Source organism: Salsipaludibacter albus (assembly GCF_019798055.1).
GTDB classification, from domain to species: domain Bacteria; phylum Actinomycetota; class Nitriliruptoria; order Nitriliruptorales; family Nitriliruptoraceae; genus Salsipaludibacter; species Salsipaludibacter albus.
Genome location: NZ_JAHOPH010000007.1, coordinates 1 through 26,356, shown reverse-complemented (window position 1 = coordinate 26,356; position 26,356 = coordinate 1). Strand labels below are relative to the sequence as shown.

General features: G+C 72.9%; 25 protein-coding genes. 9 read left to right on the top strand and 16 right to left on the bottom strand.

Going from position 1 to position 26,356, the window contains the following annotated elements; genetic code table 11:
* Positions 1-99: 99 nt before the first annotated feature.
* From KR546_RS06055 to KR546_RS06040, 4 genes are all read right to left on the bottom strand, one after another.
* Entirely contained in the window at positions 100-942 is an 843-nt protein-coding gene (locus KR546_RS06055) for an ABC transporter permease subunit (protein ID WP_238443809.1), read from the bottom strand.
* The gene (locus tag KR546_RS06050; protein WP_238443808.1) at positions 939-1,931 is read right to left on the bottom strand and encodes an ABC transporter ATP-binding protein; all 993 of its coding nucleotides are present in this window, start codon (positions 1,929-1,931) and stop codon (positions 939-941) included. Before KR546_RS06050 ends, KR546_RS06055 begins: the two co-directional genes overlap by 4 nt.
* 26 nt (positions 1,932-1,957) lie before the next feature.
* Positions 1,958-2,803, bottom strand: coding sequence for an NAD-dependent epimerase/dehydratase family protein (locus tag KR546_RS06045; protein ID WP_238443807.1), 846 nt, complete (start codon positions 2,801-2,803; stop codon positions 1,958-1,960).
* 110 nt (positions 2,804-2,913) lie between these two features.
* Positions 2,914-4,167 (bottom strand): DUF2231 domain-containing protein, encoded by a 1,254-nt coding sequence (locus tag KR546_RS06040; protein WP_238443806.1) that lies wholly within the window; start codon positions 4,165-4,167, stop codon positions 2,914-2,916.
* 223 nt (positions 4,168-4,390) lie between these two features.
* On the opposite strand from KR546_RS06040, the gene KR546_RS06035 reads away from it, so the two are divergent.
* Positions 4,391-5,818 (top strand): pyridoxal phosphate-dependent decarboxylase family protein, encoded by a 1,428-nt coding sequence (locus KR546_RS06035; RefSeq protein ID WP_238443805.1) that lies wholly within the window; start codon positions 4,391-4,393, stop codon positions 5,816-5,818.
* 40 nt (positions 5,819-5,858) lie between these two features.
* Here the strand turns inward: KR546_RS06035 and KR546_RS06030 are convergent, their stop codons facing one another.
* Genes KR546_RS06030 through KR546_RS06020 form a run of 3 tightly spaced genes read right to left on the bottom strand, consistent with a single transcriptional unit; the run spans position 5,859 to position 7,676 of the window.
* Entirely contained in the window at positions 5,859-6,767 is a 909-nt protein-coding gene (locus KR546_RS06030; protein WP_238443804.1) for an alpha/beta fold hydrolase, read from the bottom strand.
* Between the two features lie 43 nt (positions 6,768-6,810).
* Positions 6,811-7,323, bottom strand: coding sequence for an SRPBCC family protein (locus tag KR546_RS06025; RefSeq protein WP_238443803.1), 513 nt, complete (start codon positions 7,321-7,323; stop codon positions 6,811-6,813).
* Positions 7,320-7,676, bottom strand: a complete 357-nt coding sequence (locus tag KR546_RS06020) for an ArsR/SmtB family transcription factor (RefSeq protein ID WP_238443802.1) — start codon at positions 7,674-7,676, stop codon at positions 7,320-7,322. The genes KR546_RS06025 and KR546_RS06020 overlap by 4 nt, the downstream gene beginning before the upstream one ends.
* Before the next feature lie 167 nt (positions 7,677-7,843).
* On the opposite strand from KR546_RS06020, the gene KR546_RS06015 reads away from it, so the two are divergent.
* Positions 7,844-8,401: a dihydrofolate reductase family protein gene (locus KR546_RS06015; protein WP_238443801.1), complete on the top strand. Its 558-nt coding sequence runs from the start codon at positions 7,844-7,846 to the stop codon at positions 8,399-8,401.
* 50 nt (positions 8,402-8,451) lie between these two features.
* Here KR546_RS06015 and KR546_RS06010 read toward each other — a convergent pair whose 3' ends face one another.
* The 3 genes from KR546_RS06010 to KR546_RS06000 all read right to left on the bottom strand — a co-directional run bounded on the left by KR546_RS06010 (position 8,452) and on the right by KR546_RS06000 (position 10,324).
* The gene (locus tag KR546_RS06010) at positions 8,452-9,345 is read right to left on the bottom strand and encodes a YwqG family protein (protein ID WP_238443800.1); all 894 of its coding nucleotides are present in this window, start codon (positions 9,343-9,345) and stop codon (positions 8,452-8,454) included.
* Between the two features lie 24 nt (positions 9,346-9,369).
* Positions 9,370-9,801: a VOC family protein gene (locus KR546_RS06005; RefSeq protein WP_238443799.1), complete on the bottom strand. Its 432-nt coding sequence runs from the start codon at positions 9,799-9,801 to the stop codon at positions 9,370-9,372.
* Positions 9,802-9,886: 85 nt separating this feature from the next.
* A complete protein-coding gene (locus KR546_RS06000; protein WP_238443798.1) occupies positions 9,887-10,324 on the bottom strand; it encodes a VOC family protein in 438 nt (145 codons plus the stop codon).
* A 119-nt stretch (positions 10,325-10,443) separates the two neighbouring features.
* Between KR546_RS06000 and KR546_RS05995 the strand changes: the two genes are divergently transcribed.
* A complete protein-coding gene (locus KR546_RS05995; protein ID WP_238443797.1) occupies positions 10,444-11,709 on the top strand; it encodes an amidohydrolase family protein in 1,266 nt (421 codons plus the stop codon).
* Positions 11,710-11,721: 12 nt separating this feature from the next.
* Here the strand turns inward: KR546_RS05995 and KR546_RS05990 are convergent, their stop codons facing one another.
* Entirely contained in the window at positions 11,722-12,321 is a 600-nt protein-coding gene (locus tag KR546_RS05990) for a GNAT family N-acetyltransferase (RefSeq protein WP_238443796.1), read from the bottom strand.
* A 307-nt stretch (positions 12,322-12,628) separates the two neighbouring features.
* Here KR546_RS05990 and KR546_RS05985 point away from each other — a divergent pair, with 307 nt between their 5' ends.
* Complete coding sequence (locus tag KR546_RS05985) at positions 12,629-13,435, top strand: DUF6544 family protein (protein ID WP_238443914.1); 807 nt, start codon at positions 12,629-12,631, stop codon at positions 13,433-13,435.
* Positions 13,436-13,484: 49 nt separating this feature from the next.
* Here KR546_RS05985 and KR546_RS05980 read toward each other — a convergent pair whose 3' ends face one another.
* Positions 13,485-14,876, bottom strand: coding sequence for an MBL fold metallo-hydrolase RNA specificity domain-containing protein (locus KR546_RS05980; protein WP_238443795.1), 1,392 nt, complete (start codon positions 14,874-14,876; stop codon positions 13,485-13,487).
* A 200-nt stretch (positions 14,877-15,076) separates the two neighbouring features.
* On the opposite strand from KR546_RS05980, the gene KR546_RS05975 reads away from it, so the two are divergent.
* From KR546_RS05975 to KR546_RS05960, 4 genes are all read left to right on the top strand, one after another.
* Positions 15,077-16,792 carry a SulP family inorganic anion transporter gene (locus KR546_RS05975; protein WP_238443794.1) on the top strand — a complete coding sequence of 572 codons (1,716 nt, stop codon included), beginning with the start codon at positions 15,077-15,079 and terminating at the stop codon, positions 16,790-16,792.
* 27 nt (positions 16,793-16,819) lie between these two features.
* Positions 16,820-19,033: a molybdopterin-dependent oxidoreductase gene (locus KR546_RS19585; protein ID WP_238443793.1), complete on the top strand. Its 2,214-nt coding sequence runs from the start codon at positions 16,820-16,822 to the stop codon at positions 19,031-19,033.
* Positions 19,034-19,176: 143 nt separating this feature from the next.
* Positions 19,177-19,596, top strand: coding sequence for a nuclear transport factor 2 family protein (locus tag KR546_RS05965; RefSeq protein WP_238443792.1), 420 nt, complete (start codon positions 19,177-19,179; stop codon positions 19,594-19,596).
* 412 nt (positions 19,597-20,008) lie between these two features.
* Positions 20,009-20,851, top strand: coding sequence for a thermonuclease family protein (locus KR546_RS05960; protein ID WP_238443791.1), 843 nt, complete (start codon positions 20,009-20,011; stop codon positions 20,849-20,851).
* Between the two features lie 59 nt (positions 20,852-20,910).
* Here the strand turns inward: KR546_RS05960 and KR546_RS05955 are convergent, their stop codons facing one another.
* From KR546_RS05955 to KR546_RS05945, 3 genes are all read right to left on the bottom strand, one after another.
* Positions 20,911-22,932: a hypothetical protein gene (locus KR546_RS05955; RefSeq protein ID WP_238443790.1), complete on the bottom strand. Its 2,022-nt coding sequence runs from the start codon at positions 22,930-22,932 to the stop codon at positions 20,911-20,913.
* Positions 22,929-23,291, bottom strand: coding sequence for a hypothetical protein (locus KR546_RS05950; RefSeq protein WP_238443789.1), 363 nt, complete (start codon positions 23,289-23,291; stop codon positions 22,929-22,931). Before KR546_RS05950 ends, KR546_RS05955 begins: the two co-directional genes overlap by 4 nt.
* Positions 23,292-23,425: 134 nt before the next feature.
* Positions 23,426-24,511, bottom strand: a complete 1,086-nt coding sequence (locus KR546_RS05945) for a methyltransferase domain-containing protein (RefSeq protein ID WP_238443788.1) — start codon at positions 24,509-24,511, stop codon at positions 23,426-23,428.
* Between the two features lie 279 nt (positions 24,512-24,790).
* Here KR546_RS05945 and KR546_RS05940 point away from each other — a divergent pair, with 279 nt between their 5' ends.
* The gene (locus tag KR546_RS05940; protein WP_238443787.1) at positions 24,791-25,498 is read left to right on the top strand and encodes a winged helix-turn-helix transcriptional regulator; all 708 of its coding nucleotides are present in this window, start codon (positions 24,791-24,793) and stop codon (positions 25,496-25,498) included.
* A gap of 42 nt (positions 25,499-25,540) precedes the next feature.
* On the opposite strand, the gene KR546_RS05935 is transcribed toward KR546_RS05940, so the two are convergent.
* Positions 25,541-26,356: DUF4097 family beta strand repeat-containing protein (locus tag KR546_RS05935; protein ID WP_238443786.1), on the bottom strand; the 816-nt coding region annotated here is incomplete at its 5' end.

The following is a 26,356-nucleotide window of genomic DNA, read 5'->3' as shown; positions in this document are numbered from 1 at the left end:
CTCCGTGGTGCGTCGGGACAGGTTCGCACCCTCGATCGTGGCGTAGGCGCGGCGGCGCGACAAGGCCCGAGCGGGCCATGCCGCGCAGGAACCTCGCCCCTAGCCGACCTCCTCGCGCTCGAAGCGCCATGCGGTGGCGGCCACGACCGCGACGATCCAGCCCACGGTGGCGACGACCGGGACGACCGACACCAGGCCCGCGCCGGCCGCGACCGCGGTGGCCGAGGTCGTGAGCTCCCACGGGAAGGGCAGCTGGCCGGCCAGGTCGCGGACCAGGGCATGCGCACCGTCGTAGACCATCCCCGCCGCGATCGGCACCCCGATGACCAGGCCACGACTGGTCGTCCACGTACCCAGCAGCAGGGTCAGTGCCACGGTGAACCCCAGCAACAGGCCCACCAGGGCAACCACGACCGCGAACTCGCCGAGCGGCCATGCCGCGCCGGACGCCCACGACAGCACGCCGTAGACCCCGGCCCACGGGACCACCACGACCACCAGCAGGATCGGGAGCACGTGCGCCGTGAACTTCGCCAGCACGATGGCCGTGCGCGACACGGGCTTGGACAGGACCCACTCGAGGGTCCCGTCCCGTCGCTCGTCGAGCATCACCGACTGTGACAGCACGACCACGCCGATGGTCGACAGCAGCACCGCGACCCCGAGGTACTGCGGGAACACCTCCGCCACGCCGACGGCGGGCTGCTCCAGGCGCATGCCGGAGGACCCGGCCTGCTCGGCGATCCACAGCAGGGCCAGCAGCAACCCGTCCAGCAGCACGGTCCACAGCACCGCCTGGACCAACCAGCGCCGCCCCCACCACAGCCGGCCCTCGTGGCGCACCATCGTCGTGAAGCCGGTGCCCCGACCACGGTCCGGCCGAGTACGCAACCCCGCGCCGGGTGACAGGCCTGCGTCGAGTGTCTGGCTCGGGCTGGTCATGACGTCGCCTCCTCCACGATCCGCAGGAACACGTCCTCGAGCTCGAAGGTTCGTCGCCCGAAGTCGGTGACCGACAGGGCCGGATCCTCCAGCACGATGCGCAGCAGGTGGTGGTCGGCCGCTGTCTCGTCGTCGACGGCGACGGCCCAGTCGGCCGCGTGCGGGTCCCCGTGGACCTGCACGTCGCGCACCCAGGACAGTCGCGCCAACCGGTCACGGATCGCGGCGGTCGGGCCCCGCGTCGACAGGCGGTAGACCGCCCCCTCGGTGCCGGCCAGCAACTGGTCGATGGGTGCCTGCGCCACCATGGTCCCGTGCGACACGATCGCCACGGTGTCGGACACGCGCTGGACGTCGTCGAGGATGTGGGTCGAGTACAGCACCGTCGTCCGGTCCCGCAGGCGTTCCATCAGGTCCAGCACGTCCCGACGGCCCAGCGGGTCCAGCCCGGCGGCGGGCTCGTCGAGGATCAGCAGCTCCGGACCGTGCAGCTGGGCCTGGGCCAGGCCGAGGCGCTGGCGCTCCCCGCCGGAGAAGGCCCCGACCGGGCGCTCGGCCCGGTCCTGCAACCCCACCAGCTCGACCAGGTCGTCGATGCGCCGGTCCACGCCGGGCCCGGGACGGAAGAAGAACCCGGCGGTGAACTGCAGGGTCTCGCGTGCGGTCAGGTCGGGGTAGAACCGTGGCTGCTGGGGGAGGTAGCCGATCCGTCGGCGCAGGGCCAGCCCGTCGCCGGCCAGGTCGGCGCCCAGCACCCGGCCGGTGCCGGCCGAGGGCGTCAACAGTCCGACGAGCATCCGCAGGGTCGTGGTCTTGCCGGCCCCGTTGGGTCCCAGGAAGCCGAAGATCGAGTGGGCCGGCACGGCGAGGTCGACCGACCGGACGGCCTCGACGTCGCCGAAGCGCTTGGCCAGGCCGCGGGTCTCGACGACGAGCGCTCGGTCACCGACCGACTCGGTCCGTTCGTCCGCCACGGTCACGGTGTCCATCCGGCGTCACCTCTCGGGGTCGGGAGTCAGGCGGGGATGGGCAGGCGACGGGCGGCACGGCCGGGGTGCCACACGGTGTCGAAGTCGTGCAGTTCGAGCCCGAGGTGGGCGGCCAGCACCCCGGCGTCGGCCGACACGGCGTCGTCGACCATGACGTCGACCAGTGGTCGCGGCAGGGACGGCACGACGGATGCCATCACGCGGGCCAGCCAGCGGGGCAGGTGGCGGATCGTGGCGTCGCCGTCGTTGAGCTCGCGGACGAACGTGTCGAGCGTGAAGGTGTCGGGTCCCACGAGGTCGAAGGTGCCGGTCGGCGCCGTCGGGTCCAGGGCGACGTGGGCCAGGACCTCGACCACGTCGACCAGCGCGACCGGGCTCACCAGCTGGGCCCCGTTCCCGAGCACGCGCACGGGGCGGTCGTCGACCGTCAGCAGGGCCGAGGCGGTCGGACCCGGTGCTTCCGGTGGGCCGTAGACGTGACTCGACCGCACGACGGTGGTGGGGATCCCGGTCGCGGCCAGTTCGCGCTCAGCCCGTCCCTTGTACGCCAGGTAGGGGTTCTCGGCGGACGGGTCGGCGCCGAGGAAGCTCAGGAACACCACCCGGCGGACGTCGGTGTCGGGCAGGGCCGCTGCCAGCCGTGTCGCCGTGTCGAGGTTCGACGAGCGATACGTGTCGGGGTGCTGGGGGAGCAGCGTCCCGGCGAGGTGGACGACCACCTCGGCCGCGGCGAGGTCGTCCGGGTGCCAGTCGCGCTCGAGCGGGATCACCGGGTTCGGCAGGTCGGCCAGCCGCTGCTGCAGCGCACGTCCGACCTGTCCGGACGCGCCGGTGATCGCCACGGGTCCGGTGCGCCAGCCCGCGGTGTCCACGGTCACACCTCCAGGAAGTGGGCGTGGTGCCATGGAACCCGTTCCGGGACCGGCTGCGATCGGAGATGGTCCCGCAAGCTCCCGGACCCTCGGCCCTGCCCGGGTCACGCTCAGCCGGTCACGACGACAAGGCCCTCCATGGACGGGTGGATCGTGCAGACGTAGGCGAACTCGCCCGGCGTGTCGAAGGTGGTCGAGGCGCTCGCGCCGCCCGCCACCGTGCCGGTGTCGAAGTCGTCGCCCGTGGCGGTGTGGGCGGTCGGGTCCTGGTTGGCCCAGGTGACCTCGGTGCCCACCGGCACCGTGACCTCGGGCGGGACGAAGGCGAACGCGCTGATGTCGATCGTGACCGCGCCCGCCGATCGGTCCGGCGCCGGCTCGGCCGGACCCGGAGTCGTGCCGGGGTCCGGGGCGGCCGTGGCCCGGTCGTCGCTGCCCGACGGCGGGGGAGCGGCCGACGTCACCGGCGGCGCGCCCTCGCGCACGGTCAGCACCGCCTCCATGCCCAGGGCGTCGTGCTCCCCGGCCTCGTCCTCGACCGGGCAGTCGACCTCCAGGTCGCCGGTCGGGAGGTCCCACTCGACCTCGACCTGTTCGCCCGGAGCGATCGGGTCCGAGCGCCACTCCTGGCGGTCGCCGCCGCTGCCGGGTGTGCGGATCCGGAAGGCGTGGGTGTGGGTGCCGGCGTTGCGGATCCGGAACCTGGTCGGTCCCGGTGGTGCCTCGTCGACGCTCATCACGATCGTCCACTCGCCCAGCACCACGTCGACCAGTTCCTCGACGGCGACGGAACCGGGCGTTGGTGCGGGGTCGGGCCCCGGCGAGGTCGGGGGAGGGGTGGCCGCGACCGACGGCACCGGGGTCGTCGGTGCCGGGGCGGCGGTCGCGTCGTCGCCGTCCGCGCCCAGCGCCGCGTCGATCTTGTCCTCCCAGGCCAGGGTCGCACCGGAGTGACCGGTCAGCCCGACGCCGACGGTCGCCGCCAGTGCGACCACCGTGACCACGATGCCCGGCAGGCGCGACGTGGCCGCCCACGACTCCGTCGCCCAGCGGTCCACCGCTGCCAGCCCCACGACGCCCAGCGCCATGACGATCGCGACCAGCCGGGTCAGTTCGCCACGCTCCTCGTGGACCTCGACCGCGTCGCCGCGTTGCAGGACCTCGGCCAACTGCTCACCGGTCAGCGTGGCCAGGACGGCCGTCGCGGCGGCGCCGACCGCCAGCGCCGCCAGGACCGGCCCAAGCCACTTTCGCGTCGATGGCCACACCACCCAGGCCACCAGGCCGGTCGCGACCAGCGGGATCAGCACCACCGGGGCGTGCACCACCAGCGGGTGCAGCGGCAGACCGTCGAACAGCCACATGGACGTCTCCGTGAGTGAGAGGTTCCGTCGGCACACGCTACGTGCCGTCACTCCGTGACGTTCATCCGTTCACGAACCAATCGATGGGTCCCGTGCAGGGATCTCACCCTCGACATGAGGGTGAGGGATTGGCCGCTCCGGGGTCGATGAGGCATCGATCGAGCCTCCTCCACCGAACGTGGCTTCATGACGCGTAGAGTCGACGGCGGCCAAAGGTGGGGACATGCAACGACCGGACTGGCAGGGACCGCTGGACCTCGCTGCGACGGCAGCACGACGCTGGCTCGACGGGGTGGGTGACCGGCCGATCCGGCCCGACGCCGACCTGGCGGAACAACTGGCCGCGTTCGACCGACCGCTGCCCAGCGGTCCGTCCGCCGCCTCGACGGTGGTGGCCGACCTCGTCGCCCGGGCCGAGCCGGGACTGCTGGCGATCAACTCGCCCCGGTTCCACGGCTGGGTGATGGGCGGGGTCACCCCCGCGGGGCTGGCCGCCGACTGGCTGGTGTCCACGTGGGACCAGAACGCCGGGATGGCCACGCCGACCCCGACGACCACGGCCATCGAGCACGTCGCGGCCCGCTGGATCCGCGAACTGCTGGGGTTCGACGAGGACGCGAGTGTCGGGTTCGTGACCGGCGGGACGATGGCCAACCTGGTGTGCCTGGCTGCGGCCCGCGATGCGGTGCTGCAGGCCCACGGCTGGGACGTCGAGTCACGTGGCCTCGTCGGGGGGCCGGCCGTGCGGGTGATCGGCAGTGACCACACCCACACGGCCGTCGGCAAGGCGCTGCGGATCCTCGGCCTCGGCCAGGATCGCCTCGTGCGCGTGAACACGGACGCGAACGCACGGATCGACCCCGACGCGCTCGCGACGGCGGTGGCCGGTGCGCCGGGCCCGTTGATCGTCACCGTGCAGGCGGGCGACGTCCACACGGGGGGCATCGACCACTTCGACGCGATCGCCGACGTCCTCGACGACGTCCGTGAGCACCATCCGCCGGGTGGGGTGTGGCTGCACGTCGACGGGGCGGTCGGGCTGTGGGCGATGGCGTCGCCGAGGCTGCGGCCGTCGTTCGCCGGCGTCGAACGGGCGGACTCGTGGTCCACCGATGCCCACAAGTGGCTCAACACGCCCTACGACTGCGGGATCGCGATCACCCGGCACGCGGCCGCGCACCGCCGGGCCTTCTCGATGGCGGGCGACTACCTCGTCATCGACGAGGCCATGGCCAACCCGGGGGACTGGGCACCGGAGATGAGCCGCCGCGCGCGGGGCGTGCCGGTGTGGGCGACGCTGGCGTCGCTCGGCCGGGCCGGGGTCGTGGAGGTCGTCGAGCGCACGCACCACATGGCTGTCCGCTGTGCCCGCCTGCTGGATGCCCAGGACGGCGTGGAGGTCCTCAACGAGGTCGAGCTCAACCAGGTCCTCGTGCGCTTCGTCGACGACGCGGGCGAGGCCACGACCCACACCCCGGCAGTGCTGGCGGCCGTCCAGGCCGACGGTGTGGCCTACCCGACCCATGCGGCGTGGGGCGGGGGACCGGCCGTGCGGATCTCGGTCAGCCACTGGGCGACCGACACCGACGACGTCGACCGGACCGTGGCCGCCCTCCTCCAGGCCCACGCGCGACTCCGCGCCGTCGACTGATCCGAGGGACCGATCGACGGCGCGGAGCGAGTGAGCCGGGTCAGGCCGTGGCGTCGAGTGCGGCACGCAGGGCCGCGGCGAACGCATCGGGTTCGCCCATCTGGCCGTACTCGCCACCGAGGAACCCACCGTGGCCACCCGGGAACTCGACCGCCTCGGTGCCCAGCCGGGCGGCGACCGCCCGACTCGTGCGCCCGGTCATCGTGTCGCCGGTCTCGGCCCCGACCGCGATGACGACCCGGGTGGGCGCGGCCGCGACGGCGTCGAGGTCCAGCTCATGGCTGGGGATCCCGGTCTCGTCCTGGGACAGCAGCGGGTCGCCCCGCGAACCGTCGTCGGCGGTCGGCATCCCGAACATCTCCGGATCGGGGACGGGCTCGTCGGACCAGTCGTCGGGGAACTCGCCCTCCTGGCTGGTCAGTGCGATGAAGTGGGCCATCCCGTGGCCCCAGCCCCGGGCCATGTAGGTGTCGTGGACGGCGGCCCAGGCGGCGTTGGCGGCGTCGGCGTCGTCGAGGACGCCCAGGGTCGGTGGTTCGTGGGCCACCAGGGTGCGGACGTCGTCGGGGTGGGCCGCCACCAGGGCGAGCGCGTTGACGGCCCCGCCACTGCTGGCGAAGACGTCCACCGGTCGGTCGCCGACCTGGTCGCGCACGGCGCCCAGCAGGGCGTGCAGGTCGGCCACGCACCGCTCGACCAGCGGCAGGTCCGAGGGCTCGGCGGTGCTGCGTTCCACCCCGCGCGGGTCGTGGGTGATGACGGTCCGGTCGGTGAAGTGGGACGCCTGGGTCCCGAACCCGCCCGCGCCCATGGGGTGACCGGTCATCAGGAGGATCGGTGCGTCCGGGTCGGTTCCCGGGCGCAGGTCCCACGCCAGGGTCGCGCCGGGCACGTCCAGTTCGTGGCTGGTGGTCCCGGCCTGCGGATCGTTGGTGGTGGTGTCGCTCATCGTGGTCTCGTCCGTGTGTGGGGGTTCCGCCGTGGCGGTGGGGTCAGGCGCCGGTGGGCGCCGCGACGTCCTCGGCGAGGAGGTCGTCGATCTGGCCGATCGCTGCGGTGAGGCCTTCCTCCATGCCCATGGCCAGGACCTGCTCCATGGACGCCAGGTCGGGGAAGTCGGTGACGATGGTCATCCGGGTCCGGTCGTCGTCGACCGCGGTGATGGCCAGGTGCATCCGGTTGCGGGGGAAGTCGTCGTTGGGCCGTCCGTCGTCGTGGGCGAACCCGTCGTACACGACCAGGTGGGTGGGCGCGTCGACCTCCTCGACGTCCCAGTAGGCGTGGAACTGGTCGCCCTCGGGTCCGGTCATGTGGTAGTCGACCCGTCCACCGGGTCGCAGGTCGTGGGTGGTCATCGTGGCCGGGTAGGTGGGCGGTCCCCACCAGCGCTCGAGCTGGCGTGGGTCGGCCCACAGCTGCCAGACGCGTTCGGGCGGCGCGGGGAACTCGGCCTCGACGCGCATGGTCAGGGCGTCGAGGTCCTTGTGGACGGCGGTGACGGTCATGTCGGGGGCTCCTCGTGGGGGTCTTCGGCCAGGAGGGCGGACATGCGGTCGACCCGCGCGGTCCACTGCTCCTGGTAGCGGTCGAGCAGGCGACGCGCGACGCGCAGCCCCTCGCGGTTGGTGCGGACCACCTTGCGGCGACCCTGGCGTTGCTTGGTGACGAGCCCGGCGTCGGTGAGGATCGCGACGTGCTTCTGCACGGCGGCGAAGCTCATGGGGTAGTGGGCTGCCAGTTCGCTGATGCCCTCCTGGCCGTCGACGGCGCGACGGACGATGTCCCGGCGGGTGGCGTCTGCCAGTGCACCGAAGATGCGGTCGTAGTCCGGGGGAGCAATCTGCATATCTACAACCATATGGTTGTAGGGGGGAAAGTCAAGCGGGGTGAGACGTCAGAAGATGGGTCGACGTGGCCCCGTCGGACCCGGCCTGGCCCGCGCGGGCCACCCCTCGCGCGCCTATCGTCGCGTCGAGGTGGTCCGCGCTCGATCGACGCGGACCGCGCAGAGACGTGGAGGTTGGGATGGGCCGGCTCGTCTACTCGATGCACGTGTCGCTGGACGGCTTCATCGCCGACGCCGAGGGCTCGATCGACTTCTCCTCGCCACCTGACGACGTCCACGCGGCGGCCAACGCCGAGACGCGTGCGTCGGCTGGCCTCCTGTACGGCCGGCGGCTCCACGAGATGATGGAGCCGTACTGGACCGACATCGCCACGCGCGACGACGTGCCGGCCATCGCCGCCGACTTCGCCCGGGCCTACGTCGAGACTCCACGCTGGGTCTTCTCCGACACCGTGGCCGAGGCCCCCGACGGCGTGACCCTGGTGCGTCGTGCCGACGCCCGTGCCACGGTCGTCCGGCTGCTCGACGAGGTCGACGGCCCGTTGCACGTCGGGGGAGCGGACCTCGCCGCCTCGCTGGTCGACCTCGTCGACGAGTTCGCGCCGGTGGTGTTCCCGGTCGTGGTCGGTGGCGGCCGCCGGTTCTGGCCCGAGCGGGTGCCGTTCCGCCTGCGACTGGCCGACCAGCACGTCTTCGACTCCGGGATCGTGCGCCAGTCCTGGCGCCGCGTCGACTGACCGGGACGTGGTCGGCGGGATCGGCTCGGGCGGGTCGGCGGGGTCGACCGCTACGAGCAGTCCCAGTGGTAGGTGATGGACGAGGTGTCGCCGTGGGCCAGGGCCCCTGGGTCACCGAACAGGTGCGCGATGCCGAGGTCGCCCCAGCCACCGAACTCGTCGGCGTCGAGCTGGACGAGCTGTCGACCGGCCGGATCGTCCGCGGCGGCGTAGGCCCCCGTGCCACGGGGATCGAACTGCGTGAACGCCGCGGCGCCGCCCAGCATCGAGCCGCGCCCGACGTCCAGTGGGCTGGACGGCCCGGCCACGTACTCCTCCCAGACGAAGTCGAGGTCGTCCGGGTCCTCGCCCAGCTGGGTCGCGTACCGACGCAGGAGCGGATGCCGATCGTCGGGGACCGCGACGAAGCGTGGCAGGCAGCGAGCCGCGACGCCTGCCACGGCGATCGGCCCGTCCGCGCCGACCTCCATGGGGAACAGGTCCCAGCCGGCGTCGGGGTCGGTCCGGTCCGGCACCGGATCGGACGGGGCGGCCGAGGAGTCGCCGGACGTCTCGGAGAACCACCGGACGGCGAACCCCACGCGTCCGGCCTGGTCGTCGAACGTCAGGCCGTGGGTGTCGTCGGCCCGCACGAACCACTGGAGGAGGCCCGTGTCGGGGAAGTCCGGGAGCCTGGGGAGGTCGCCGAGGTCGAACTGTCCGACGAACACCAGCGGCCGGCCTGCGGGGTCGGTCGGCCAGGCCGAGCCGGGCGGCATCCACGGGTGCCCGCCGACGTGGGATCCCGACGCGCGTGACGGCGCCTCGCCGGTCGGGCGCAGCAGGACGCACGGCTGCCACAGGTCCGCGACCGCGGCCTCGAGTGTCGCGGCGTCGAACGCGTCCTCGTCGTGGTGACCGGACGACTCGTCCGGTCGACGACGGAACCTGTCCAGCAGTCCCACGACCGCTCCTCACGTCACGGTGGCTCAGTCGTCGGCGGATGTCCCGGGGGCAGCGTTGCCCAGCAGGGGCTGGTCCGCGCGGACCTTCATCTCCTGGACGGCCCAGGTGTTGCCGTCGGGGTCGGCGAACCCGAAGAACGTGCCGCCGTCCCGTGGGTCGATGACCTGGATGTCGTCCACCTCCACGCCCCGCCCCGCCAGCTCGTCGTGGGCCTGCTGGGCATCGGACACGACCAACTGCAGGCCGCGCAGTGACCCGGGCTCCATGTCCTGGTGGGCCGGCAGGTCGCCGAGCACGATCGAGCAGCCCGAGCCGGGTGGGGTGAGCTGGCAGACGTGCATGTGCTCGGTCACCGTGTCGTGGTCGAGGTGGAACCCGACCTGGTCGCGGTAGAAGGCGATCGAGCGTTCGATGTCGCTCACCGGCAGGACGACGACTTCCAGGCTCCACAGCATCGTGTTCTCCTCAGGAGGTTGGCTCACGGGTCTGCCGAGGTGGACGTTGCACGGGTCGTCGACTCATCGGACGCATGGCAGCCGGTCAGCTGACGCAGAACTCGTTGCCCTCCGGGTCCTGCATCACGACGTAGTAGAACGGGTCGTCCGGGTCGTCGTCGCGGTCGCGACGGACGACGGTCGCCCCGAGTGCGACCAGTTCCTCGACCGTCGCGTCGACCACTTCGACCCGGCGTTCCTGGGACAGGCGGTCGTCGCGCTCGGTGGGGTACAGGTCGAGGTGGACCCGGTTCTTGCCGGCCTTGGACTCCGGGACCTGCTGGAACCAGATCGGCGGTCGACGACCGTCGGGGTCGAAGATTCGGTCGGTGAACGCGTCGGCCTCGCCGAGCCGGCCCCGGTAGTGGTCCCACCAGGGCGTGGACGGTTCGGTCGGGACCCGGGGCTCGTAGCCCAGGGCTGCCGACCAGAACCGGGCGAGCCGGGCCGGTTCGTTCGCGTCGATCGTCACCTGCCAGAACATGGAATGGACCCTAGACCGCCGGTCGGCTCGACGCGCGGTCGTCCGCGGGCGCGTACGCGCTCTGGAGGATGTCGCAACCTGGAGTCAGTAGGTTCGCGCCATCCATGAGCGGAGGCAGCATGGCAGCACTGGTCGTCCGGGCAGCACGACTGCGCGACGGGCGCGTGGTCGACCTCGTGGTGGACGAGGGACGCGTGACCGCGATCGCCGACGCGGGGGTGGTCGACGTCGGGGCCGTCGACGGTGCGGCGGTGCTGGAGGCGGACGGGCGGCTGGTCACCGAGTCGTTCGTCAACGGGCACATGCACCTCGACAAGGTCCATTCGCTGGACCGCGTGGGCGACGGCGCACTCGGTGCCTACACCGCTGGCTCGATGGGGTCCGCCATGACCGCCATCGAGGTGGCCCGCACGGTCAAGGAGGACTACGACCGTGCGTGGATCACGCCCAACGTCCGCCGTGCCCTGGTCGAGGCGGTCCGCCACGGCACCCTCCACCTCCAGGCGTTCGTCGACGTCGACACGACCGGTGGCCTGGAGGGGCTGCACGGCGTGCTCGACGCCGTCGCCGAGTTTGCCGACGTCCTGGACGTCCAGGTCGTCGCCTTCCCGCAGGACGGCGTCGTGCGCGACCCCGGTGCGGCCGAGCTGGGCGAGCAGGCGATCGAGCTCGGCGCGGACGTGGTCGGGGGCATCCCGTGGATCGAGCACTCGGTCCGGGACCAGCAGCGCCACGTCGACTGGGCCTGCGAACTTGCCGCCCGCACCGGCCGGCGGGTCGCGATGCTGACCGACGACGCCGGCGACCCGGCGTTGCGCACCACCGAGATGTTGGCCGTGGGCATGCTCGACCACGACCTGGTGGGACTCGGCGTGGCCTGCCACGCCCGCGCGGTCGGCACCTACGAACGGCCATCGCAACTGCAGCTCGCGGGACTGGCCGGGAAAGCCGGGCTGGCCTTCGTGTCGGATCCCCAGACTGGGCCGCTGCACCTCCCCGTCGACCTGTTCGACTCGCTGGACGTCCCGGTCGCGCTCGGCCAGGACGACATCTCCGACGCCTACTACCCGTTCGGCCGTCACAGCATGCTGGAGATCGCCTTCCTGTGCGCCCACGCACTGGGCTGGCTCTCCGGGCCGCAGCAGGAGCGCTTGCTCGACCTGGTCACGACCCGGGCAGCCGACGTGCTCGGGATCTCCGGCCACGTCCTTGCCGAGGGGCGACCCGCCAACCTCGTCGTGCACCAGCACGAGCGCGTGCTCGACGTGTTGCGGCACCACGAGGCCCCGCGGTGGGTGGTCAGCCGGGGTCGCGTCGTGGCCGAGACGGTCGCCACGACCACCTTCCCGGGGATCGCAGGCGCCGAGGGCGACCACGGGCGGTGAGGCCAGCGGCCGTCACGTGACGGGCCCGGTGTTCCCGTCGGCCCGGTCGATGGCGTACTCCACGTCGCCGTGCTCGTCACCGGGGATCCGCACCGGCCAGTCGGCGTCGAAGACCCGGACCAGGTGCATGCCGACCTTCTCCATGACCCGCCGCGAGGCGGTGTGGACCACCATCGTCTCGGCGCGGACCCGGGCGGCGTCGGTGGTGGCGAACGCGCGGTCGACCAACGCTCGGGAGCCCTCGGCGGCCAGACCAAGACCCCAGGCGTCGCGGCGCAGCCGGTAACCCAGTTCGAGCGTGTCCGTGGCCGGCGGGTCGTCGCGGAACAGGTGGAACCAGCCGACGAAGCGTCCCGACGACCGGTCGACGGCCGCCCAGCAGCCGGTGTCGAGATCGCGGTGCGCAACCTCCACCCAGTGGTCGAGCCACGCGGCCACCTCGTCGGGGTCCTCGGCCACGCCGTTGGTGATGTGGTGCATGACCTCGGGGTCGGCGTGCAGTGCGACGACCTCCGGCAGGTCGTCGGCGCGGAAGGCCCGGACCACCAGGCGATCGGTGACCACGACGACACCGTCGTCGGCCGGCGCGTGGTTTCCCGTGTCGCCGGCCATGGCGGCCCCCGTGAACAGGCGGCCGATCCGGAACGGTCGCTGTTCCCGGAGCCTACGCCGACGGAGCCGTTCCGATGACGTTCGACCCGCACGTGGTCCGGGGGGAACGCCAGCATGGCAGGGACAAGGGGCCGGTGTGGCGTTGGACCCGTGCAGGACGCGGGTGGAACGCCAGCACGGCGGCGACGAAGGCCCCGGACAGGGCGCGATGGTCCTTCCGAGGTGGGGACTCTCGGCACCTGTCCCGGCACGTCCGGGCGTCCATGCTGGGCACAGTCTTCGAACCGCGCTGGCACCGGAGGTCGAGATGCACGGGCACGACGTGACGACGTGGCAGGCCTGGCACGAGCTGACCACGCTGACACCGGCGGTGGGCCGCTTCGACCCGGCCGACGTGGCCGACCTGCCGGCGCCCGCTCGACGGCTGCTCGAGTTCGCCCTGGAACCGGGGGTGGCGCTGTCGCCGATCGTGGTGCTCGCGATGGAAGGCCGGATCCGACTCCGGGCCTGGATGTCGTTCACGGCCCGCCAGGTGCTGCACGTCGGTCGCGGGATGGTGTGGGCGGCCCGCGTCGGGCCCCGGCCCCTGACCGTCTCTGGTTCCGACCTGCTGTGGCGTGGCCGCGCGGGGCTGGACTTCTGGCTGTGGGGGCGGGTGCCCGTTGCCCACGCGGTGGGTCCCGACGTGGACCTGAGCACGATCGGGCGCATGGCCGCCGAGACCGTGGCGTGGGCGCCCCAGGGACTGCTCCCGGCGCTGGGGGCGACCTGGCTGGGGCTGGACGATCGGCGCGCGGTGGTCGTCCTGACCATCGAGGGCCACGAGGTTCACGTCGTGGTGACGGTCGACGACACCGGACGGCTGCGCGAGCTGGAGCTCGACCGCTGGGGCGACCCCGAAACGGGGGTCTTCGGGTGGCACGTCTTCGGGGGCACGTTCACCGACCACGCCACCTTCGACGGGGTCACGATCCCGACGGCCGGGCGGGTCGGGTGGGACCACGGCACCCGCGGCCAGGCCGCTGGCGAGTTCCTCGAGTTCGCGATCACCGACGCCCGCTTCCCGAACCTGGCCGTCGACCTCGACCGCCCGCCGGTCCTGCTCGACACCTGAGCGCCGCAGTGGCCCGCCTGCCCGCCGGCAGCCGGAACGCCGTCCGCGGTCAGCCCAGCAGGACGCGTTCGTCGTCGCGGGCGACGACCGCCGTCCAGTCCAGCTCCTCCTCGATGCGGTCGTGCAGTGCCGTCGCCGCATCGGCCTCGCCATGCACGACGAACACCCCGCGCGGTGCCCGCGACGACGTGGCGACCCAGTCCATGAGTTCGTCGGCGTCGGCATGCACCGAGAACGCCGCGACGTCGACCACCTCGGCGCGGACGCGGACGTAGCGTCCCATCATCTTCAGCTCGGTCGAGCCGTCCAGCAGGGACCGACCACGGGTCCCCTGGGGCTGGAAGCCGACCAGCACCACGCTGCTGGCCGGGTCGGGGAGGAACGCGGCCAGGTGGTGGACGACCCGCCCGCCGGTCGCCATGCCCGACGCCGACACGACGACCTTGGGCTCCCGCGACCGGGTGATCGCCTTCGAGCCCTCCGGGTCGAGCACCTCGGTGACCCGCTCGTCCAGGAACGGGGTCGGATCGGCCAGGACGGAGGGGCGGAACTCCTCCGACCGGGCCGCGATGGCGTCGCGGTACACCCGCAGGGCGGCCAGGGCCATCGGGCTGTCCACGTAGATCGGCGCGTCCGGGAGCTCCCCGCGATCGTGCAGCCGACCCAGGTGGTGCAGCAGCACCTCGGTGCGGTCGACCGCGAACGCCGGGATGACGACCGTGCCGCCACGGTCGATCGTCCGGGTGATGACGTCACGCAGGGCCTCGACCGCGCCGGCGTCGTCGTGGGTGCGGTCGCCGTAGGTGGACTCCACGACCAGCCAGTCGGTGTCGCCGACGGGTTCGGGCGCCCGCAGCAGGGGATGGGTCGGACGCCCGAGGTCGCCACTGAACGTGACGGACGTCCCACCGAGCTGGACCCGGACGATGCTCGAGCCGAGGATGTGGCCGGCCCGTGCGAGTTCGACGACGATCCCGGGCGCGACCTCGCGGCGCACGTTGTGCGGCAACGGCACGAACAGCTCGAGGGCGTTGCGTGCGTCCTGCTCGGTGTACAGGGCCAGGGCGGGGTCGTGCCTGGACCAGCCATGGCGGTTGGCGTGGGTGGCCTGCTCCTCCTGGAGGTGGCCCGAGTCGGGCAGGACGATGCCGGCCAGGTCGATGGTTCCCGGGCTGGCGTGCACCGGCCCACGGAAGCCCTGCCGGTACAGCCGCGGGAGGTGGCCGCAGTGGTCGAGGTGGCCGTGGCTGAGCACCACGGCGTCGAGGTCGGCGACGTGGCCGGGAAGGGGCTGCCAGTTCCGCCGGCGCAGGTGCTTGAGCCCCTGGAAGAGTCCGCAGTCCACCAGGACCCGGTGGCCGTCGAACTCCAGCAGGAACTTGCTGCCGGTGACCGTGCCGGCCGCACCCAGGAAGGTCAGAGTCGGGACGCAGCGGACCATTGGCGACTCCTCCCTGCACGGCCGACGTGGACCAGTGGACGGGGTCGCGCGATGGAACGTCAGGGCAGAAGGTCCCGACACACCATGGTCCTCGGGCCGCTGTCGTGGCCCGGCGACGACCTATCGTGGGAACCCGGCGGACCGCACCTGCCTCCGCCCCGGCTCGACCTGCGCTCGGCGCGAACCGCGAGGAGCCCCGGATGGGCACGCCGGCCCCCTCCATGCGCGATGACGACCGGACCTGGCTTCGCGGCGACGTCGTCGCCGGGATCACGGTCGCCGCCTATGCCGTGCCCCAGGTCATGGCCTACGCCGAACTGGCCGGGCTTCCGGTCGCCTCGGGGCTGTACGCGCTGCTGGTCCCGCTCGCCATCTACGCCGTGCTGGGGTCGTCGCGTCAGCTGTCGGTCGGGCCGGAATCCACGACCGCGTTGATGACCGCGGTCGCGATCGGCCCGCTCGCCCGGGGCGACCCGACGCGGGCCGTCGCGCTGGCGGCGTTGCTCGCCGGGCTCATGGGCCTGTGGTGCCTGGTCGCCTGGGTGATGCGCTTCGGTGTCATCGCCGACCTGCTGTCCCATCCCGTGCTGGTGGGCTACATGTCGGGCGTGGCGATCACGATGATCGTCAGCCAACTCGGCACCCTGACCGGCGCGGACGTCACCGGCGGGTCCGTGCTCGATCGGCTCGTGTCGTTCGTGGGGGCCATGGACACGATCGATCCCGTGACCACCGGACTGTCGCTGGCCGTGCTTGCGCTGCTGGCCGGGATTTCACGCTGGTGGCCGCGTGCCCCCGGGTCACTGTTGGTCGTGCTCGGGGCATCGGCGCTGGTCGCCGCCGCCGGGTGGGCCGATCGGCTGGACGTCGTCGGCCAGATCCCGTCCGGCCTGCCCCTGCCCCGGGTGCCCGACGTGTCGACCACCGACGTCGGCATGCTGGTCTGGCCCGCACTGGGGCTGATGATGGTCGGGTACACGGACAACGTCCTGACTGCCCGCTCGTTCGCGGTCCGACGGCGCGAGGAGGTCGACGCCAACCGTGAGTTGGCCGCCCTGGGGGTGTCCAACCTCGGCGTGGCGCTCACCCAGGGAATGCCGATCAGCTCGAGCGGGTCGCGGACCGCCCTGGGCGACGACGCCGGCAGCCGGACCCAGCTGTACTCGGTGGTCGCCCTGGCCGCGGTGGTCGCCACCCTGTTCCTGTTCCGCCCCGTGCTCGCGACGTTCCCGCTCGCCGCGCTGGGGGCCCTTGTCGTCCACGCCGCCTGGCGGTTGATCGACCGGCAGGCGTTCGTGCGGCTGGCCCGGTTCCGACGCGCAGAGGTGCTGCTGGCGCTGGCCACCACGGTGTCCGTGCTGGTGCTCGACATCCTCGTCGGCGTGGTCGTGGCCGTCGTCCTGTCGGTCGCCGAGTTGCTGGTCCGGGTGGCGCGGCCGCACGACGCAATCCAGGGACTGGTGCCGGGCCTGGCCGGGATGCACGACGTCGACGACTACCCCGAGGCCGAGACGCTGCCGGGGCTGGTCGTGTACCGCTACGACTCCCCGCTCTTCTTCGCCAACGCGGCGGACTTCCGCCGGCGCGCCATCGCGGCGATCGACCAGGTCGAGGCCGTCGACGGGCCCGTCCGCTGGCTGGTGCTCAACGTCGAGGCGAACGTGGAGGTCGACAGCACCGCCGTCGACGGGCTCAAGGCCCTGCGCCTCCAGCTCGTCGACCGGGGGATCGTGCTGGCACTCGCCCGGGTCAAGCAGGACCTCGCCGTCCAGCTGGACCGGGCCGGGTTCCTCGCCGAGCTGGGCCGGGATCGCGTGTTCCCGACGTTGCCGACGGCGCTGGACGGCTACCGGACCTGGCTCGCCGAGCAGGTCGACGACACCCCCCGCCATGAGGGCCGCGACGGGGCGACCTAGGCTGGGCGCACGGGACCGGGAGTGGACGTGACGACGACGGCGCGACGGATCTGTCCACTGTGCGAGGCCACCTGCGGGCTGGTGCTCGAGCTCGACGGCGACACGATCGTCGGGGTCCGCGGGGACGACGACCACGTCCTGTCGCGCGGCTACGTCTGCCCGAAGGGTGCGGCACTGCGCGAGCTCGACCACGACCCCGACCGGCTCACCACGCCACGGATCCGCGACGGCGACACCTGGCGCGACGTGACCTGGGACGAGGCGTTCGCCCACGTCGACGCACACCTCCGCCCGATCCTCGACACCCACGGCCGCGATGCCGTCGCGCTCTACCAGGGCAACCCGAACGTGCACACGCTGGCCGGACAGCTCTACGGACGGGTCCTGCGCCAGGCCCTCGGCACGCGCAACGTCGCGACCGCCAGCACCGTCGACCAGATGCCCAAGCACCGGTCCTGCGCCGAGCTGTTCGGCGATCCGCTCGCGATCCCGGTGCCCGACATCGACCGGACCGACCTGCTGGTCGCGTTCGGTGCGAACCCGCTGATGTCCAACGGGAGCCTGTGGACCGTCCCGGACGTCGGCCGTCGCATCCGCGACCTGCAGGCCCGCGGCGGGCAGCTGATGGTGATCGACCCCCGGCGGTCGCGCACGGCCGCCAAGGCCGACCAGCACGTCGCGATCCGCCCCGGCACCGATGCCCTGCTGCTGGCCGGGATGGTGCGCACGCTGTTCGACGAGGGCCTGGTCGACCTGGGTGACCTGGCCGACCACGTCGACGGGGTCGAGGAGGTGGACCACGCGCTGGCCGGGTTCGACGCCGACGTCGTCGCGCCGGCCTGCGGGGTCGACGCCGACGTGGTCCGCGACCTCGCCCGGGCGGTGGCGAAGGCGGACCGGGCCGTGGTGTACGGACGCATCGGCACGACCACGACCACCGTCGGCACGCTGGCGTCGTGGCTGGTCGACGTCTGCAACGTCCTGACCGGCAACCTCGACCGGGCGGGTGGCGCGATGTTCCCCAACCCGGCCCACGAGGACCGCACCGGGCGTCCGCCGACGAGGTTCGGACGGTGGAGGTCACGGGTGTCCGGCCATCCCGAGGTTCTGGGTGAGCTTCCCGCCGCCGCGCTGGCCGAGGAGATGACCACGCCGGGGGAAGGCCAGGTCCGGGCCTTCGTGTGCGTGGCCGGCAATCCGGTGCTGTCGACGCCCGACGGCGGCGCCCTGGACGCTGCCCTGGCCGAGCTGGACTTCATGGTCGCGGTCGACCCGTACGTCACCGCGACCTCGCGGCGTGCCGACGTGATCCTGCCACCACCGGCCAGCCGGTACCGGGCCCACTACGACCTCGCCTTCGCCGCGCTGGCGATCCGGGACGCCGCGGTCTACACGCGGGCGCCGCTGCCGTTGCCGGACGACGCGATGGCCGAGGAGGACATCCTGCTGCGGCTGGCCGCGATCGCGCAGGGCGCCGGCCCCGACGTCCCCGCGGCCGATGCCGACGACCTGGTCGCCCACCGGCTGGCGAGCCAGTTGGCGTCGCGGCCGGCCGCACGCACCGGCGAGCGGACCGCCGAGGACCTGCTGGCGGCAGTCGCCCCACGCCGAGGTCCCGAGCGTCTGCTCGACCTGATGCTCCGCTCGGGTCCGTACGGCGACGGGTTCGGCGACGCGCCGGACGGGTTGAGCATGGCCGCGGTGGAGGCGGCTCCGTCCGGGATCGACCTCGGCGCGCTCGAGCCTCGGATCCCCGACGTCCTGACCACGGCGTCGGGGCGGGTGGAGCTCGCACCGGCCGCCATCATGGCGGACGTCGCGCGGCTGGTGGCCCTGCGCGACGCCCAGTCCGATGGTCCGCTGCTCGTCGGGCGCCGCCACCTCCGCACGAACAACTCGTGGATGCACAACCTGCCCCACCTGCGTGGGACCAGGGACCTCTGCACGCTGCAGGTCCACCCCGACGACGCGATCGCCTGGGGGTTGTCGGACGGCGGGCACGCGCTCGTGTCGACCGACGACGGTGCCGTGACCGTGCCGGTCGAGGTGACCGACGACATCCGCCCCGGCGTGGTCTCGCTGCCACACGGGTTCGGCCACGACCTGGACGGGATCGAGCTGGACGTCGCCGGCGACCGCCCCGGCGCCAACGTCAACCTGCTGATGTCGTCGACGACCCTGGACCCGTTGTCGGGCACGGCCGCGCTGACCGCCGTGCCCGTGTCCGTCACGGCGGCCTGACCGGCCCGACGCTCGGGCGCCCACCGGCTCCAGCAACGGGGGCCGGGACCGCGGCCGACGACCACTGGCAGCATGCGCGACCAGCGACCAGACTGCTCCTCCAGGACCCGGCATCGGCCGGGCAGGACCGTGGGAGACCAGGCATGGAGGCCGATCGGCACCCGATCGATCGTTGGCACGACCTCGTGGAGCACCGGGACCCGTCGGGACTCGACGACCTGCTCGCCGACGACGTCGTGTTCCGGTCACCGGTCGTGCACACGCCACAGGAGGGACGTGCGGTGACCGCGGGCTATCTGCGGGCGGCCTTCGACGTCCTCCTCTCCGGTGACTTCCGTTACGTCCGCGACATCCGGGGTGCCCACGACGTCGCCCTGGAGTTCGTCGTCGAACTGGACGGAACGCACGTCAACGGGGTCGACCTGGTCCACTTCGACGACGACGGACGCATCGACGAGTTCACGGTGATGCTGCGGCCGCTGCAGGCCGTCGAACTGGTCCACCGGCTGATGGGAGCGCAGCTCGAGCGGGCCGCGCGACCGGATCCGGGAACCGGCCCGTAGCAGATCGTGGGACCCGGGTTTCGGGCGTTCGGTGGGGTCCCGCAACCACCGGGTCGGCGATCCGTTCGACGGTGTGACCCCGGTCCCGGAGATCGAGGACCGGGGCCGCCCACGTGGGCCACGGGGCGGTGCGTAGCGTTGGCATCACCAACCCCCGGCACCCGACCGACGCCGCCCCGTCACGTCGAGCCGGGGGTTGGCTTTTCTCCGGGGTTGGCTTTTCTCCGGGGTTGGCTCTTCTCCAGGACCGTGTCGCCCTCGCCAAACAACGTCGAGTGTGCCGATCGCGGCCACGGACGGCCCGGATCCGCACACTCGACGCGTCGGCGTCCACATTGCAGCACGCACCGCGGGCCGCGCGGTCGAGGTGGCACCCTGTGCGGTCCACGCGGTGACCGGCCAGGGGGAGTAGATGTCGAGCGACCAGCGTCCGGGGCCACCCGGGCGGTCACGCGACGAGCCCACGCCACTGTGGCCCCGGTTCGTCACCTGGCCCCTGGCGGTGCGGGTGGTCCTGTGGCTCGTCGGGTGGCCGTTCATCCTCGCGAGCCGGGCTCGCAACCAGCCCGGCACCCCGCAGGCGGTGCAGTGGGCCGCGGTCGTGCTGGCGGCGGTGGTCGGCGTCCCGTGGTTGCTGGCGGTGGCCGCGCTGCTGGCATCGCTCGCGCCGGCCGACCTCGACGACGAGATGTTCGGCGAGACCGACGTGCTGTTCGCGCCCCTGGACCCGGAGACGACCCCGCCAGCGGAGACGACGGCGCCGCAGACGGGAGCCGACGACGCCGACAGCCCGGCATCGCCCGCGCCCACCGAGGACCGCTCGGCCACCGGCCGGGTGACGACGGTCGAGCGGATCGTCGACGGCGACACGCTGTGGCTGGACGGTCTCGACGAGCGGGCTCGACTGATCGGGATCGACACGCCGGAACTGTCGGCCCCGGAGGGTCCGGAGTGCCTGGCGCAGGCCGCGACGGACCGCCTGGCCGAGCTGGTGCCGCCCGGCTCCCGGGTCCGGGTGACGACCGACGTCGAGGAGCTCGACCGGTACGGCCGTCCGCTGGTCTACCTCCACCGGGCCGACGACGACCTGTTCGTCAACGAGGACCTGGTGGCGGCGGGGCTGGCGGTCGTGTCGACCCATCCACCCAACGTCGCCCACGTCGAGGAGTTCACCGCGGCGCAACAGTCCGCCCGCGACGCCGAGCTGGGGGTGTGGTCCGACACCTGCGACGACGTGGCCGACCAGGCGTCGTAGCCCGGCGACGTCCACACCTCCTCGATCGCGCACCGTCGGTGCACGCCCAGGCGTCGCCCTCAGTCGTCCGCCGCCGCGGGCGGGCCGTTCGTCACCACGGCGTGTGCGACCACCTGGGCAGACACCATGGCGTCGGCCGCGGCCGGGTCGTGGACCGGCCAGCTGGCGAACGCCCCGCTGCCGTGACGGAACCCGACCACGAGACCGTCGGCGTCGCGGCGCACGGCCGCGTCCGGCACGACGCGGAACACCCCCTCCACGAGCATGTGGTCGAGCAGGCCGAGGCGGAGCCGCTCGGCCAGCTCCGTGGACCGTCCGGCGTAGTCCTCGGGGACGGCTGACTCGTGCACGATGAGGTCGTGCTGCGCCACCTGCTGCATCGCGACACCGGCGGCGGAGACGGCGGGGACCGGCAGGAGGCCGAGGACCGCTCCCACGTTCGACAGCCCCGTGCGGTGCCGCTCGGCCGCGCGATGGTCGACGACCACCCCCGCGTGCCCGGCACCGAGGATCACACCGACGGCCCGACCGACGGGTGCGGCGGTCGTGGCCATGGTCTCGACGTCACCGGTCGCACCGGCCGCGCCGGTGAACACCGGCAACGTGGCCATCGCCGAACGGGTCAGCCGTTCGATCGCCTCGAGGTCCGACCCCAGCCGTTCGACGACCACCTCCACGTCGGCGGCGGCCAGGCGTGGCTGCACGGGCAGGCCGCCCGGATGCACGCCGGCATCGCGGTAGGTCCACGGATCGGGCGTCTGCGCGACCCAGTCGGCCGGGTCCACGCCGGCCATCGTCGGGACGACCGCGTGCATGGTGTCGTCCAGCAGCGCCGTCATGCCCGGGCGCAGCGGAGCGGGCAGGGCGCCGGTCCGACGGATGCGGGTCGCTGCCAGGGTCGTCGCCTGGGCTGCCACCCCGGCCGCGGCCAGTCCCGTGTCGCCACGTCCCCGGTTGGCCGTCACCGCCGTCGTCAGCACCGCGGAGAGCCGGTCCCAGCCGACCTCGTCGAAGGCGTGGTCGAGCAGGAGGTGGGACAGGGTGGCGTCCACGCGTCCCGGTGCGCCGAGTGGGCCCGGCACGGTCGGGCCGACCCGGAACAGGGCCAGCGCCTGGTCGGGCGTGTCGGCCGCGGCCAGCAGTGACGAGGTCACGTCGGTGGCGACCTGTCCGTCCCGGTCGCGCAGGGCCCGTGGCCACGGTGCCGTGTCGGCCCCCGCCGCACGACGGGCCCAGGCCGCCATGCCGCCGTCGGACTGCTCGACCGCGACCGCCGTGGCGAGCAGGTTGGCCAGGACCGGCGGCGCCATCTGTCCCGCCCCGGCCAGGATCCCGACGGCAGCCGCCCTCCCCGGGGCGAAGTCCTCGTCGCCCGGCGCAGCCCGCAGGAGACCGGACAGTGTGGCCGTGTCGCGATCCGTCCAGTCGCCCGACCGGGTGGACGCGCCCAGCGTGCCCCCGAGCAGCCGGACGACGCGGTCGAGCTCGATGGGCAGGGGAGCGGCGTCGCCGATCCGGCCCGGGTCGGCACCGGGCAGGTCGGGCCCCGCGACCCCTGGTGCGAGCCGGTGGTGGGCCGCCAGCAGTGCGTCGACGAGCCCCGGCACACCGCCGATCGCCAGGAGGGCGGCGGCGGCGAAGGTCGGGTCGTCGGCCAGGAGCAGCCACCTGCCCCACACCACCTCGGTGGGCGGAGTGTGGAGGTGTCCCGTTGCCCACCGGCCGAACTGAGCACCGGCGGTGATGCGCTCGCGGGTGTCGAACAGCAGTCCGCTGCGCAGCGAGTCCGCCCACCCCGGCGTTGCCTGGACGAGCCCGTCGGCGTTCACGTCCAGGGTGGCCGCGCGCTCGGCCAGCCAGGACGTGAACGCGCCGAGCTGACCGAGTCGACGGGGCAGGTCCTGGTGGTCGGTCGGCCGGAACCACCCCGGGGCCCAGGAACCGACGTGGCCCGACGCCTGCGCGTCGTCGAGTGCGCCATCGACGTCACGGACCGCACGACGCAGCTCGTCCACGGCGTCGGCCACGCCGTCGCCGTGACCGGCCAGGGCGTCGGGGTCGAAGACGACGTGGTCGCTCATCCGGCCACCCGTCGGGCGTCGTGTCGTCGCGCATCCCACGCCCACCAGTCCTCCCGGCCACGTTCGCGACGTGCCTGCTCCTCACCGGCGGCTTCCGCGGCCTCGTCGAGGCCAGATGCACACCGCAGGAGGTCGTCGGCCGCCACGGCCATGTGCTCCACCAGGATCCGGTCCTCGTTGGCGAACAGGACGGCCAGGTTCCCCTGCCACGTGTCCAGGAGTGCGGAGGTCGAGCCGTGGTGCCAGGTGGCGACCCGGTCGAGGAGGCGCGCGAGTCGTCGGCAGGCCCGGGCGGCCTCCCGCGCTGCCGCACGGTCGAACGCCACGTCCTCCCAGTCGACGATCGGCGGATCGATCATGCCCCGCTCCGGGTCGGCGAACTCCACCTCTGGAACGATACAGCATGAAAGACATCGAAGATGGATTCACCTGTGGACGGCTCGGGGTTCCGCCGGACCACGCGCCGTGGCCGTCGGACCCCGCGCCCACCGCGTCAGTCCGCCGGCGTGGCGCCCCAGGTCAGGGCGTGGACCGGGGTCAGCTCGGCCGCGCCCAGGTCGACGAACCCGTGGCGTTGCAGCAGTTCGTCGTAGAACGACCGCGGGAGGAGCTGGTCGTCGATCTGGGCCTCGTAGTACTGGATGCCGCTCATGATCCGTCCGGCCGCCGTGCGCAGTCCCTCGTCGGTCGTCGGGAAAGGCAGGTCCGAGATCACGAACCAGCCACCCGGTTCGAGGGCCGCGACCACCCGCGACATGACGGCGTCAATGTCGCGGCACTCGTGCATCGAGATGTTGTTGACGACCAGCGTGGCCGGACGGTCCGACGTGAAGGTCTCCAGTGGGCTGTGCACGAACGTGACCCGGTCGCCCACGCCGGCGGACTCGGCACGGCCCCGCGCGACCTCCAGGGACCGGGCGTCCCCGTCCACCCCCACGACCTCGCAGTCGGGCCACGTCGCGGCGAGCCGCAGGACGCCAGCCCCGGTCCCGCAGGCCATGTCCAGTACGCGGCACCCGTCCTCGAGTCGATCCACCAGGCCGGGCACGTGGGCGAGCCCGTCCGGGACCAACCGGGTGTAGAACGGACGTCCGGTCCCGCCCACCGCCTCGATCCACTCGTCGCTGGTCTGGTCCCACCAGGTCCGGTCCCCGGTGGCGAGTCGTTCGTCGAAGGCGTCGAACACCTCGGGCCGCGCGAACACCTCGAACACCCCGCCGACGTAGGCGGGCGAGTCCTCGTCCAGCAACAGGCTGGCCATGTGCGGGGCGAGTCGCAGCCCCTCGCCGTCCCGCTCGATCAAGCCCGTGGCGATCGCGCCACGGCACCACACCGACGTGTAGAAGTCGTCGAGGTCGAGCCGGTCGGCGAGCTCGTCCGAGGTCGCCCCCGGGTGGTCCGCCAGCGTGGCCAGGAGGTCGTGGCGCAGTCCGGTCAGGACGGTGCGATGGCCGACGTGGCCCGCCAGGTGGCCGAGGACGACCGGTGCCTGCTCGGCCAGCGTCGGTCGGGCGTCGGCGTCACCGGCGAAGGGCTGGCCGGTCGACGTGGTGGTCGTGGGTGCGGTCGTGGTGCTCATCAGGATCTCCGTGTTCGTGGGTCCGACCGGCGGTGTCCGGTCCTCGTGCGTGCACCCACGATGCGGGGCGGGGACGTCGGGTCGCCAGTGCGCGATCTGGACCCACCCGCTCCAGGATCTGTACCACCCCTGTGCAGGACCACCGCCGACTCCTACCGTGCCTGGTGGGCCGACGAGGATCTCGGGCGACGCACCCCGCCGTGCCCACGGACCCGGCGCCGCTCGACGTGCCCGGCGCGCCCGCTGGCCGAACGACGATCCCGGTCGGAGGTGGACCGCATGGCGAGCAGCTACGGGCAGTTCTGCCCCGTCGCCAAGGCGATGGAACTGCTGGACGAACGCTGGACGATGTTGGTGGTCCGGGAGATGATCGCCGGCAGCCAACACTTCAACGACATCCGACGGGGCGTGCCCAACATGTCGCCCACCCTGCTGTCCAAGCGACTGCGGACCCTGGGCCGAGCCGGCGTCGTGGAGCGCTGGGAGCACGGCAACCGGGTCACCTACCAGCTGACCCAGGCGGGTCGCGAGCTGGTCCCGATCGTCGAGGCGCTCGGCCAGTGGGGCATCCGCTGGATCGGTGAGCTGGGGGAGGAGGACCTCGACCCGCACCTGTTGATGTGGGACCTGCGACGCAACATCGCGGTCGATCGGATGCCGCCGGGCCGGACAGTCATCGGGTTCACCTTCCCGGACCTCGAGCCCGCCGCCCGTGACTGGTGGGCGGTCGTGACCGACGAGGTCGACATCTGCGACCACGATCCCGGGTTCGAGGTGCACGTCCGCGTCCTCGCCCCATTGCGGACGATGGTGCAGGTCTGGCGGGGCGACATCGGCTGGGCCGACGCCACGCGGAGTGGCGACCTGGTCGTCGAGGGGCCGTCGCGACTGCGCTCGGCCCTGCCCGAGTGGTTCCTCCTGTCGGACTTCGCGGCGACCCCGCGGCCCGGCCCCGAGGCCGTGACGTCGATCTCCGTGGGGGGCTGACCTCGCCCCCGGTCCCGTCCGACCCGGCAGGGCATCGGGTGATCAGCGGGCGCGGACCGTCACGTCGCCGTTGGAGGTGTGCAGCCGCATCTGGCGTGGCGACGACGGATCGGTGGGCACCGACGTCGTCACGTCGCCGTTGGACGTGTCCGTGTCGAGCGCGAAGGCGCTCCCGTCGTCGGGCACGACCACCTCGATGGCGCCGTTGGAGGTGTCCACGCCGACCCGGTCCGGGGCCACCGCGAAGCCCAGCACGACGCTGCCGTTGCTGGTCGACGCGTCGAGCTGGGAGGTGGCCAGGTCGGTCCCCACGATCCGCCCGTTGGAGGTGTGGACCTCGACCCGGCCGGTGGCCTCGGCCAGGTGGACCTGGCCGTTGCTGGTGCGCAGCGTGACCGGCCCGCTCGTGCCGGTCACGCGGACGTCGCCGTTGCCCGTGGCGCCGTCGACGACCATGCCGGGTGGCACGACGATCCGGTACTCGCCCGAGCAGCCCAGCCCGAACCCCAGGCCCGCGAAGAGCCGGCACTCGTAGGAGACCCGCAGGCGCCCGTCGACGACCTCGGTGCTGGCCGTGCCACCGAGGCGTCCCGTTCGCACCTCGCTGTGGACGGTGACCGCGTCGCCGACGACCAGTTCGACGTCGGCGGTGCGGAGGTCGAGTGTCACGGCCTCGACGTCGGGGAAGGTGTCGGTGCGCTCCTCGCCGGCGCCGTCCAGGGCCACGGCCAGCACGCCCGCCGCCACCACGACGATGACGGCCAGGACCACGCCGGCGATCACGCCGGCCCGCGACGACCGGGGCGGGGTCGACCAGTCGGGCCCGGTCGGTGTCGACGGCGCCGGTGGCGGGCCGGA

Excerpts from the sequence above, each read along its gene's own strand:
- KR546_RS06055 (WP_238443809.1), bottom strand. The coding sequence starts at position 942 with ATGACCAGCCCGAGCCAGACACTCGACGCAGGCCTGTCACCCGGCGCG.
- KR546_RS06050 (WP_238443808.1), bottom strand. The coding sequence starts at position 1,931 with ATGGACACCGTGACCGTGGCGGACGAACGGACCGAGTCGGTCGGTGAC.
- KR546_RS06040 (WP_238443806.1), bottom strand. The coding sequence starts at position 4,167 with ATGTGGCTGTTCGACGGTCTGCCGCTGCACCCGCTGGTGGTGCACGCC.
- KR546_RS06035 (WP_238443805.1), top strand. The coding sequence starts at position 4,391 with ATGCAACGACCGGACTGGCAGGGACCGCTGGACCTCGCTGCGACGGCA.
- KR546_RS06030 (WP_238443804.1), bottom strand. The coding sequence starts at position 6,767 with ATGAGCGACACCACCACCAACGATCCGCAGGCCGGGACCACCAGCCAC.
- KR546_RS06025 (WP_238443803.1), bottom strand. The coding sequence starts at position 7,323 with ATGACCGTCACCGCCGTCCACAAGGACCTCGACGCCCTGACCATGCGC.
- KR546_RS06020 (WP_238443802.1), bottom strand. The coding sequence starts at position 7,676 with ATGGTTGTAGATATGCAGATTGCTCCCCCGGACTACGACCGCATCTTC.
- KR546_RS06015 (WP_238443801.1), top strand. The coding sequence starts at position 7,844 with ATGGGCCGGCTCGTCTACTCGATGCACGTGTCGCTGGACGGCTTCATC.
- KR546_RS06005 (WP_238443799.1), bottom strand. The coding sequence starts at position 9,801 with ATGCTGTGGAGCCTGGAAGTCGTCGTCCTGCCGGTGAGCGACATCGAA.
- KR546_RS06000 (WP_238443798.1), bottom strand. The coding sequence starts at position 10,324 with ATGTTCTGGCAGGTGACGATCGACGCGAACGAACCGGCCCGGCTCGCC.
- KR546_RS05995 (WP_238443797.1), top strand. The coding sequence starts at position 10,444 with ATGGCAGCACTGGTCGTCCGGGCAGCACGACTGCGCGACGGGCGCGTG.
- KR546_RS05990 (WP_238443796.1), bottom strand. The coding sequence starts at position 12,321 with ATGGCCGGCGACACGGGAAACCACGCGCCGGCCGACGACGGTGTCGTC.
- KR546_RS05985 (WP_238443914.1), top strand. The coding sequence starts at position 12,629 with ATGCACGGGCACGACGTGACGACGTGGCAGGCCTGGCACGAGCTGACC.
- KR546_RS05980 (WP_238443795.1), bottom strand. The coding sequence starts at position 14,876 with ATGGTCCGCTGCGTCCCGACTCTGACCTTCCTGGGTGCGGCCGGCACG.
- KR546_RS05975 (WP_238443794.1), top strand. The coding sequence starts at position 15,077 with ATGGGCACGCCGGCCCCCTCCATGCGCGATGACGACCGGACCTGGCTT.
- KR546_RS05965 (WP_238443792.1), top strand. The coding sequence starts at position 19,177 with ATGGAGGCCGATCGGCACCCGATCGATCGTTGGCACGACCTCGTGGAG.
- KR546_RS05960 (WP_238443791.1), top strand. The coding sequence starts at position 20,009 with ATGTCGAGCGACCAGCGTCCGGGGCCACCCGGGCGGTCACGCGACGAG.
- KR546_RS05955 (WP_238443790.1), bottom strand. The coding sequence starts at position 22,932 with ATGAGCGACCACGTCGTCTTCGACCCCGACGCCCTGGCCGGTCACGGC.
- KR546_RS05950 (WP_238443789.1), bottom strand. The coding sequence starts at position 23,291 with ATGATCGATCCGCCGATCGTCGACTGGGAGGACGTGGCGTTCGACCGT.
- KR546_RS05945 (WP_238443788.1), bottom strand. The coding sequence starts at position 24,511 with ATGAGCACCACGACCGCACCCACGACCACCACGTCGACCGGCCAGCCC.
- KR546_RS05940 (WP_238443787.1), top strand. The coding sequence starts at position 24,791 with ATGGCGAGCAGCTACGGGCAGTTCTGCCCCGTCGCCAAGGCGATGGAA.